The sequence below is a fragment of the Thiocapsa sp. genome (assembly GCF_011390875.1).
Lineage (GTDB): Bacteria > Pseudomonadota > Gammaproteobacteria > Chromatiales > Chromatiaceae > Thiocapsa.
Map to the genome: position 1 here is coordinate 1 of NZ_JAABRP010000186.1, position 9,322 is coordinate 9,322.

The 9,322-nt window shown below is 61.6% G+C and carries 8 protein-coding genes; 5 read left to right on the plus strand and 3 right to left on the minus strand.

Annotated elements, in window-relative coordinates; translation table 11 throughout:
- Nucleotides 1–103: 103 nt before the first annotated feature.
- Entirely contained in the window at nucleotides 104–1,696 is a 1,593-nt protein-coding gene (gene pap / locus GPT33_RS14385; protein WP_296810088.1) for a polyphosphate:AMP phosphotransferase, read from the minus strand.
- Nucleotides 1,697–2,283: 587 nt separating this feature from the next.
- On the opposite strand from pap, the gene GPT33_RS14390 reads away from it, so the two are divergent.
- Nucleotides 2,284–2,751 carry an NfeD family protein gene (locus GPT33_RS14390; protein ID WP_296810089.1) on the plus strand — a complete coding sequence of 156 codons (468 nt, stop codon included), beginning with the start codon at nucleotides 2,284–2,286 and terminating at the stop codon, nucleotides 2,749–2,751.
- Between the two features lie 152 nt (nucleotides 2,752–2,903).
- Entirely contained in the window at nucleotides 2,904–3,857 is a 954-nt protein-coding gene (locus tag GPT33_RS14395; protein ID WP_296810091.1) for a stomatin-like protein, read from the plus strand.
- Between the two features lie 121 nt (nucleotides 3,858–3,978).
- On the opposite strand, the gene GPT33_RS14400 is transcribed toward GPT33_RS14395, so the two are convergent.
- Entirely contained in the window at nucleotides 3,979–5,331 is a 1,353-nt protein-coding gene (locus GPT33_RS14400) for an undecaprenyl-phosphate glucose phosphotransferase (RefSeq protein WP_296810093.1), read from the minus strand.
- 532 nt (nucleotides 5,332–5,863) lie between these two features.
- Complete coding sequence (locus tag GPT33_RS14405) at nucleotides 5,864–6,220, minus strand: Hpt domain-containing protein (protein WP_296810095.1); 357 nt, start codon at nucleotides 6,218–6,220, stop codon at nucleotides 5,864–5,866.
- Nucleotides 6,221–6,393: 173 nt separating this feature from the next.
- Between GPT33_RS14405 and cysM the strand changes: the two genes are divergently transcribed.
- From cysM to GPT33_RS14420, 3 genes are all read left to right on the plus strand, one after another.
- The gene (gene cysM / locus GPT33_RS14410) at nucleotides 6,394–7,284 is read left to right on the plus strand and encodes a cysteine synthase CysM (protein WP_296810097.1); all 891 of its coding nucleotides are present in this window, start codon (nucleotides 6,394–6,396) and stop codon (nucleotides 7,282–7,284) included.
- A 51-nt stretch (nucleotides 7,285–7,335) separates the two neighbouring features.
- The gene (gene rlmD, locus GPT33_RS14415; protein WP_296810100.1) at nucleotides 7,336–8,661 is read left to right on the plus strand and encodes a 23S rRNA (uracil(1939)-C(5))-methyltransferase RlmD; all 1,326 of its coding nucleotides are present in this window, start codon (nucleotides 7,336–7,338) and stop codon (nucleotides 8,659–8,661) included.
- 265 nt (nucleotides 8,662–8,926) lie between these two features.
- Nucleotides 8,927–9,322, plus strand: a 396-nt coding sequence (locus GPT33_RS14420; protein ID WP_296810102.1) for a CYTH domain-containing protein, incomplete at its 3' end; no start/stop codon positions are given.

Sequence of the window (9,322 nt, forward strand, 5' to 3'; positions counted from 1 at the left end):
TATTTTTTAATATCTTAAACCGCGCAAACTCCAAAGACCGACAAGTCTGCCGGGGCCGATCCCATCCAAAAACATCGCATACCGAACTGGGCGCGGTTTAGGATCAAGACTCGGATTTGCCGTTCGACCCCTTCTTTGTTTGATCGGGCTTTGTCTGCTCGGGTCGCTTGTCGCCGCATGGCAGATAACCGGCCGTGGGCTCGGGGTCGCGTTTGAGTGCCTCGCGTACCGTGTCGCAAACCGTCCTGAGCACCTTCACGCGCGCATAGGGCTTATCGTTGCCCTCCACTAGGGTCCAAGCGGCGTGTTTGGTGCTCGTGCGCACGACCATCTCGTTGATCGCATCCTTGTACTGGGGCCATTTCTCGCGGTTGCGCCAATCCTCGTCCGTGATCTTGTAGCGCTTGTAAGGAACATTCTCGCGATCCTTGAAACGTCTGAGCTGTTCGTCCTGACTGATGTGTATCCAGAATTTGAGCAGGATGACGCCGCTGTCCACCAGCTGCTCTTCGAAGCGATTGATCTCGGAGTAGGCGCGTCGCCATTCATCGTCGCCGGCGAAGCCCTCGACCCGTTCGACCAGGACGCGTCCGTACCAGGACCGATCGTAGAGCGTGATATAGCCTGCCCGCGGGATGTGGCGCCAGAAACGCCATAGGTAATGGTGCGATTTTTCCTCGTCGGTCGGCGCAGCTACCGGGATGGCGCGATAGAGTCGCGCATCGATCGCGGTGGTGATCCTGCGGATCGCGCCGCCTTTCCCGCCCGCATCGACACCCTCGAACACCAGGACGGTCGAGCGCTTCTTATTGTAGGCGCTCCAAGCCAGCTCGTTGATCTCGGTTTGCAGGCGTTTCATTTCCGCCTTGTAGGTGTCCTTCTCCAAGGCAAGCGAAAGATTCAGTTGATCGAGGAGCGTGATCTGAGCATTCGCACCGCTCGGTAGCTCCGGACTGCCGCTGCTGATCTTGATCTCGTCCGGAGGCGTCTCGCGCAGTCGCGAGCGGATGGCGTGCAAAAGGGTCTTGCCGACGGTCAAATCGCGGTAGCGCCGGTCTTCGGCCTCCACGAGATACCAGGGGCAGACACCCCTGTCGGTGTGGCGGATGACGCGCTCGGCGACCTGTTCGAATGCGGCGTACTGCTCCGAGAACTTGCTCTTGTCCGGGAGCATCTTCCAGCGGCTCTTGTCGTCGCGCGAGAGCTCCTTCAGGCGTGCCTTCTGGTCCTCTTCGGACATGTGGAACCAGAACTTCAGGATGAGTGCGCCGTCCTGAATCAGCATGCGCTCGAAATCGACGATACGGTTGAGCTCTCCGTCGAGCTCCGCATCGCTGCAATGGCCCTGAAAGCGATGCTCGATTGGGGTCTGATACCAGCCGCCGAAAAGAATCGAGATCTCCCCGCGCGGCGGCATGGAGCGCCAAAACCGCCAGTAGCGCGGGCGTGCGCGCTCCTCGTCGGTCTCGTCCCAGAAGGCGAAGGTCTGGACGCCGCGCGTATCCAGCCATTCGTTCAGTCGGTTGACCACCTCGCCCTTGCCTGCGGCCTCGACGCCCGAAATGATCACGACCACCGGGATATCGGAGTCCTTCAGGTCGCGCTGTGCCGAGAGCAGCTCGGTACGCAGCGCTTCTTGCTGCTCCTTGAAGTCGTCCTTGCTGACCGAGCGCCCCACCTTTGTCGATTCGAACATGCGTCATATCCTCTTGATGCGGAATCCGCTTGCGCGTCCCGGGATCTCCGAGCGCGAAACGGCCGACCCGAGTATGGTCTTCGCCCGGGGCCGATCGAGCAAGCGTTCTAAAACGCGTTCGGCAGGGTTAATACTCGGCGTGAGGGCTCTGCATGGTGCCGCCCGCGAGATGTCGCAGGAGATGTGCTTTGAATCTTCATCGAGTGTAACGAGTTACGGACGGTCACGAGATCGTCAAACTCTCCGGTTAGAGTCCGGAAGCGGCAGCGGCGCCGCGTCCCGACCCACCAATCTCGCCGAGCGCGTCGTCTACATCGCGACAGGCCACACACCGGATCTCGATTGACCTGCGGAAAAGTCGTCTCCTCGGGCGGGGCGCGCTGATTCAACCGGCCACGCGAACCTCAAGGGTCTCGTGACATCCGCTTCGCGGTGTCACGCATGCCCTTGGCGCTCGGCGCCACGTGCCACGATGGCCGAAATGACGAATGAGGCATCGGCAGGCATCGACGTATGCCAAGCGCTCGTTCGGATGGTAGAGTTCGCTCGGTACAACGGATGGAGCGATCGGCCCGAGAGCCTTACTCATGATCGACTGGACCTTTACCCCTGCCTCACTTTGGACCTTGATCGGCGTCCTGCTGATCCTGTCCGAGCTCGCGCTGCCCGGCGTGATCGCCGTTTTCTTCGGGATCGCCGCGCTGCTGATCGGACTGCTGCTGTTCCTTGATGTCCCGATCGATCCGCCCGCCCAGATCCTGCTGTTCGGCGTCCTTGGTGCCGCGCTCTTGTTGCTCGCGCGACATCGCCTCAAGCCCTGGTTCCGGGGACAAGTGGAGACCGGCGGGAGCGGCAGCGAAGTGCTGCCCGACGGCACGAGAGCACGGGCTCAGACCGATTTCGTACGCGGGGCGGGTGTCGTGACCCTCAACGGTGTGCGCTGGAATGCCGAGTCATCGGATCCCGTCCATGCGGGCGACACGGTCTGGCTCATCGGCCGGCGAGGTCTTGTCCTGCACGTCAGTGCAACCCCTCCGAGCACGACCGAGCCCTGAGTCCGGCAGCGCGGCGCGTCGTACGGAAAGATCGGCTTTTCCTTTCTCGTCTAAACCGCGCCAGCTCCAACACCTGTCGAGTCTGCCCAGGCCGATCCGATCCACAAACATTACATACCGCGCTGGGCGCGGTTTAGAGGAGAAACGGCACGATGGATGACATGTACCTCAGCATCAGCACCCTGATTTCGCTCGTCGCGGTGGCTGTGATCGTGATCGCGCTTGCCAAGACGGCGCAGATCGTCCCGCAGCGCTCCGCCTATATCATCGAGCGTTTGGGGCGTTATTCGCGCACCCTGGATGCCGGATTCCATATCCTGATCCCCTTCGTGGATCGAGTCGCCTACCGACATACCTTGAAGGAGGAGGCGCTCGATGTCCCCAAGCAGCAGTGCATCACCAAGGACAATATCGCCGTAAGCGTGGACGGGGTCCTCTACCTTCAGGTGATCGATCCCCAGTCGGCAAGCTACGGCATCACGGACTATCGATTCGCATCCATGAGCTTGGCGCAGACGACGCTGCGCTCCATCATCGGACAGATCGAGCTGGACCGGACCTTCGAGGAACGCAGTAGGCTGAATGAAGAGGTCGTCAGCGCATTGGACGATGCCGCACAGCCCTGGGGTGTAAAGGTCATGCGCTACGAGATCGCGGACATCGTAATGCCGGGCACCATCACCGACGCACTCGAGCAGCAGATGCGCGCGGAGCGCGAGCGCCGGGCGGTTGTGGCTCGCTCGGAGGGCGAGCGTCAAGAGAAGATCAACATCTCCGAGGGTCAGAAGATCCAGGTCATCAATCTTTCGGAAGCGGAGAAGGAAAAGCAGATCAATGAGGCCGAGGGAAAGGCTCGCGAGATTCAGATGCTCGCCGAGGCGACCGCGATCGGGATCGAACGCATTGCCGCAGCGATCGAAAAACCCGGCGGGAAGGATGCCGTCAGTCTGCGGATCGCGGAGCAGTACGTGCGAGAGTTCGGACGCATCGCTCAGTCCGGCACGACCCTGATCCTGCCCGCGGAACTCAGTAATATCGGAGGGGCAGTGGCTGGATTGGCGAAAACACTCCAGGCAGTAGATACGGCCGAGGCGAGTCGGCTCTGAAGACGGGGGTGTTGGCGGCAAGGGTTGGCTGAGGGTGAACCGAGGCAACCTGGGCCTCGGCTCCCGAAAAGGCGCACCTCAGCCTCTTGACTCCCGTTGCCGGTCCATTCCGAGAACAAGTTCAATAAGCGTTTTCGGTATTGAAGAGCGCGAAAGGCGTTCTGAACATGATGTAGAGGTCGAACAGGATCGACCAGTTTTCGATGTAGTAGATATCGTACTCGACCCGCTTGTGAATCTTTTCGGGCGTGTCGACCTCGCCGCGCCAGCCGTTGACCTGCGCCCATCCGGTGATGCCCGGCTTGACCTTGTGGCGGGCGAAATAACCGTCCACGACCTGCTCCCACAGACGTTCGTTCGTATGCGCGTTCACCGCATGAGGGCGCGGCCCGACCAGCGACAACTCCCCACTCAAGACGTTGAAGAGTTGCGGAAGCTCGTCGATCGATGCCTTCCGGATGAAACGCCCGACCCGCGTAATTCGTGAATCGCATTTGGTGACGACGTGTTTGGCGAGTGGATCGGACAGGTGGTGATACATCGATCGAAATTTGAAGACCTCGATGACCTCGTTGTTGAACCCGTAGCGCTTCTGCCGAAACAGGATGGGACCGGGACTGTCCAGCCGGATCGCGAGCGCCGTCGCGAGCATGATGGGCGACAAGAGGATTAAGGCGGCACTGGCGACCAGCAGATCCAGCGTTCGTTTGACGATCGCATCCCAGTCCGCGACCGGCTTGTCCACCACGTCGACAAAGGGTACAGCCCCGATGAAAGAGGACGCGCGATCGCGAAAATCCAAACTCGCGGTATGCGCCGAGAGACGGATATCCACCGGCAGCACCCAGAGCTGTTTCAGAAATTCGAGCAGCCGCCGCTCCGCATTGATCGGGATCGTCACGATCAGCATGTCCACATGGGCGATGCGCGCGAACTCGACCAAGTCGGCGACGCTGCCGAGTTTCGGGTATCCCGCGACGATAGCCGGCGATCGGTCGTTCTTGCGGTCGTCGAAGATTCCGCAGATTCGAATCGCGTAGTTTGGTTGCTTTTGGATGTCCCGAATCAGATCGGCGGCCGCCTCGCCTCCGCCCACGATGACCGCACGGTGCTCCAGACGGCCGGCTCGGGTCCAGTGCCGCAGCAGAATAGAGAGTGCGAGGCGCATTGTGAGCAGCGTCAACAGTGTCAGGCCGAACCAGAGTCCGAGCCAATCCGGCGGGAGATCCGGCGTGTAGTCAAACAGCAGCGGGACCCCGATGAAGGCACCGAAGATCAACGAAAGACCGATCATGATGCGCGTCAGTTGCGGGAGCAGGGTACGCATCACGGAGACTTGGTAGCAGTCGGCCGCCTGAAACACCAGCGTGACCAGAACGACCCCTGCGAGGATCGTCAGGACCGCAAGGGGATGCACGGCGCCTGCGCCGGCCGCCGACAGCAGGGTCAGCGCGCCGAGTGATGCAACAGTCACCGCGTCAACAGCACGGACGACTCCGGTCAATACGGATGCTGAGATCGTGGATGCCCTGAGGCTCTCTGCAACTGCTAGAGCTTGGTCGGAGAGTTTGCGGGTCTTCTGGCTCGGGTCGTCATCTTTGGAAATCACTTGCTCTTTTGCGCTCGGATCGACCACAGTCACGCTCTTAAGCAACCTCGCGGAAAGTTCTTCCGGAAACATGATCGACCTCGGATCGGGCGATTCTCGACTTGATCGAAAGGATGTCGGTCCGAACGCAAATTTTGCGCCAGACTGGAAATCGACGCGGGAAAATTGAACCTTATCGCTTGTCAACGACGTTGCCCGGCGCTATGCGGCCGCTTTTCGACACACGGCGTCACCTCGGGGATGTGGAACCTCACGCCTGAATGGATGCGCGGATGACCGCGACCGTCCGATAAGGCATCCAAGAGTGTCAAAAAACGTCGGATTGTTTCGAAACAGCGTCACGCCGCGATCGGACCCAGATGCCGTCCATACCAAGCGTCCGGTGTGTGGGCGCCAGTCAAGCGCCCAATGCCTCGACCAGACGGCTTGCTTGCGACTCGACAGCGGCAAAATCGTCGGATACAAGCGCCGTATCGCCGCGCCGTGCCGTGCGCTCCAACGCTTCGATGGCTTCGTCCAACGCAGGGACACCGCAATAGCGGGTTGCGCCGCGCACCTGATGCGCGTGCTCGGCCAGCGCGATCCAATCGGCCTCCGCAATGCAGGCGCGAAGCTCCTCGATCTCTTCGGGCAACCCCGCCAACAAGACGTCCAGCAACTCGCGAGCGAGATCGGCGTCCCCACCCGCGCTGGCAAGTGCAGCGTCGGCGTCCCGAGCCGGCAAGCTGTCGAGCTTGGAGGTTTGATCGGTCATACGCATCGCCGTCCAAAAAAGGTCGCCATCAACCCGATACTCTAAAGGCATTGGGCCCGCAACGTCCAGGCAGAGTAAGCCGCGTAGTGTTGCAGCTTGGTCGATGCATGCTGCTGGTGCAGAATGAGCGCAGCCAAACTCGTCCCCCGGCGCGACGCCGATGTGAGCAGAAGATGTCCTATCCAACGATCGAAGACTTCGTCGGCCATACGCCGCTCGTGAGACTCCAGCGCCTTCCCGGCGACACCGACAACCTCGTTCTAGCCAAGCTCGAGGGCAACAATCCCGCCGGATCGGTCAAAGACCGACCGGCCGTGAACATGATCCGGCGCGCCGAGGAGCGCGGGAGCATCAAACCCGGCGACACGCTCATCGAGGCGACCAGCGGCAACACGGGCATCGCGCTCGCCATGGCGGCGGCCATCAAGGGATATCGGATGGTGCTGATCATGCCCGAGCACATGAGTGCGGAGCGGCGCGGCGTCATGCGCAGCTTCGGCGCCGAGATCGTCCTCACGCCGAAGGCCGGTAGTATGGAGGCCGCCATCGATTTGGCGAATGCGATGGAGGCGCGCGGGGAGGGGATCCGGCTCGATCAGTTCTCGAATCCGGATAATCCGGCCGCTCACTACGAGTCGACAGGTCCGGAGATCTGGCGCGATACCGACGGACAGGTCACCCATTTCGTCAGCGCGATGGGTACGACCGGGACCATCATGGGGACGGGCCGTTATCTCAAGGAGCAGAATCCCTCAATCCGAATCGTCGGCGTCCAACCCGAGGAGGGTTCCAGCATTCCGGGGATTCGCCGGTGGCCCGAGGCCTATCTGCCGAAGATCTTCGATCCTGCCGGCGTGGATCGCGTGATCGACGTCTCTCAGGAGCTTGCAGAGCAGACGGCCCGCGAGCTGGCGGCGCGCGAAGGGATCTTTGCCGGGGTCTCGTCCGGCGGTTGTATCGCCGCGGCATTGACGCTCTCCCGGGAGGTGCGCGACGCGGTCATCGTGGCGATCGTGTGTGACCGCGGCGATCGCTATCTGTCGACCGGGGTCTTTCCGGCCTAGGGCCAACCACGGTCGTTTCGGTTTACAGCTTGAGTGTCGAGGACGCAGTCGGTGTCGAGAAAACGCAAACCACTTCCGCAGGAGCCTGTCGAGGCCGAGATCGAGGGCCTCACGCACGAAGGTCGCGGATTGGCGCACTTCGACGGCAAGGCGGTCTTTATCGACGGCGCGCTGGCGGGGGAGCGGGTGCGTTTTCGGTATACGCGCATCCAGCGTCGGTTCGACGAAGGTGTCGTCGTCGAGGTGCTGAGGCCGTCGCCGGAGCGCGTGGTGCCCAAATGCAGCCATTTCGGCGTCTGCGGGGGTTGCAGTCTGCAGCACATGGAGGCGGGTGCCCAGATTCGCGCCAAGCAAGACAGTCTGGCGGACGTGCTCGCGCGCATCGGGAAGGTGACCCCGCAGACCTGGCTCGCGCCCTTGACGGCGGGCGCTTGGGGGTATCGGCGCAAGGCGCGACTCGGTGTGCGCTATGTGGCGAAGAAAGGCCGAACGCTGGTGGGTTTTCGCGAGCGGGGCAATGCCTTCATCACGGATATCGGCCGCTGCGAGGTGCTCCACCCGAGTGTCGGGGAGCATCTGCAGGCGATCGGTGCCGCGGTCGATGCCCTGAGCATCCGCGAGCAGGTGCCTCAGATCGAGGTAGCGATGGGCGATACGCCGCCGGTCTTGGTGTTCCGCGCCTTGACTCCGCCGAGTGCGGCCGACTTGGGCGTGCTCGAGGCGCTCGGGGAGAGCGAGGGTTTCCACATCTATCTTCAGGAGGCCGGGCCGGAGAGCATCCGGCCGCTGCCCGGCCAGGGGATCACCCTGCATTACGAGCTGCCGCGCTACGATCTTCGGATCGAGTTCGAGCCGACCGATTTCACGCAGGTCAACTTGGAGCTGAATCGATCGATGCTCGACCAAGCGCTCGTACTCCTGGATGTCCAGGCCGACGAGCGGGTGTTGGACCTCTTCTGCGGCGTGGGCAACTTCACCTTGCCGCTCGCCCGTCAGGCCGAAGCGGTGGTCGGGGTGGAGGGCGACGCCGGATTGGTGGCGCGCGCGCAGGCGAATGCGGAGTTAAACAAGATCGGGAACGCACGTTTCTATACGGCTGATCTATATGGTGCGCTCGATCAGGAGCCCTGGTCGCGCGAGGGTTTCACCAAGGTTCTGCTGGATCCGCCTCGCAGCGGCGCGCTTGCGGTGCTCGACTGGCTGCCGCGGCTCGGCGTGGAGAGGGTGCTCTACGTGTCTTGCTATCCGACGACCCTGGCGCGCGATGCCGATCGTCTCGTGAATGCGCTTGGTTATCGGCTTGTTTCGGCGGGGGTGATGGATATGTTCCCGCAGACGGCCCATGTCGAGTCGATGGCCCTGTTCGAGCGTTGCTGAATCGCGTCTTCGGCGCGGCATTTGAGGTTTTTGGCTCGGTGCGAATGTGCGTCCGACCCTGGTTCGTTGGAGCTGACGCGATTCAGGAATTTTTAGTCGGGTGAATGCGACCGTCAAGGCTGGCTCATCCTTCGCATCAATCATGCTATGCACGAAGTCATCGACGAATTCCGGTTCAATTCTAAACCGCGCCGACTAAAAGGCTTTTGGTTGCTCGGAACATGCGAGCCTGATCAGTTTCACATTTTCACTCCGGGCGCGGTTTATGGGCCTTGAAATCGAGCGTAAGTTTCTGGTGAAGAACGCATCTTGGCGCGATTCTGTCGAGGACCGCGAGCCGATTCTCCAAGGCTATCTGGCGGAGGCGGGCCGTGCGACGGTCCGGGTGAGGGCGAAGGGAGATCGCGGATTTCTGACCATCAAGGGTAGGACGATGGGTGTAACCCGCTCCGAATTCGAATACGAGATCCCGATCGACGACGCTCGGGTCATGCTGGAGACCTTGAGCAGTCTGCCGGTCATCGACAAGGTGCGCCATCGGGTGCGGTGCGGCGGCCATCTTTGGGAGGTCGATGTCTTCGCCGGCGAGAATGCAGGACTGGTGCTCGCGGAGATCGAGCTGGGATCCGAGGACGAGCGGTTCGATCTGCCGGATTGGGCC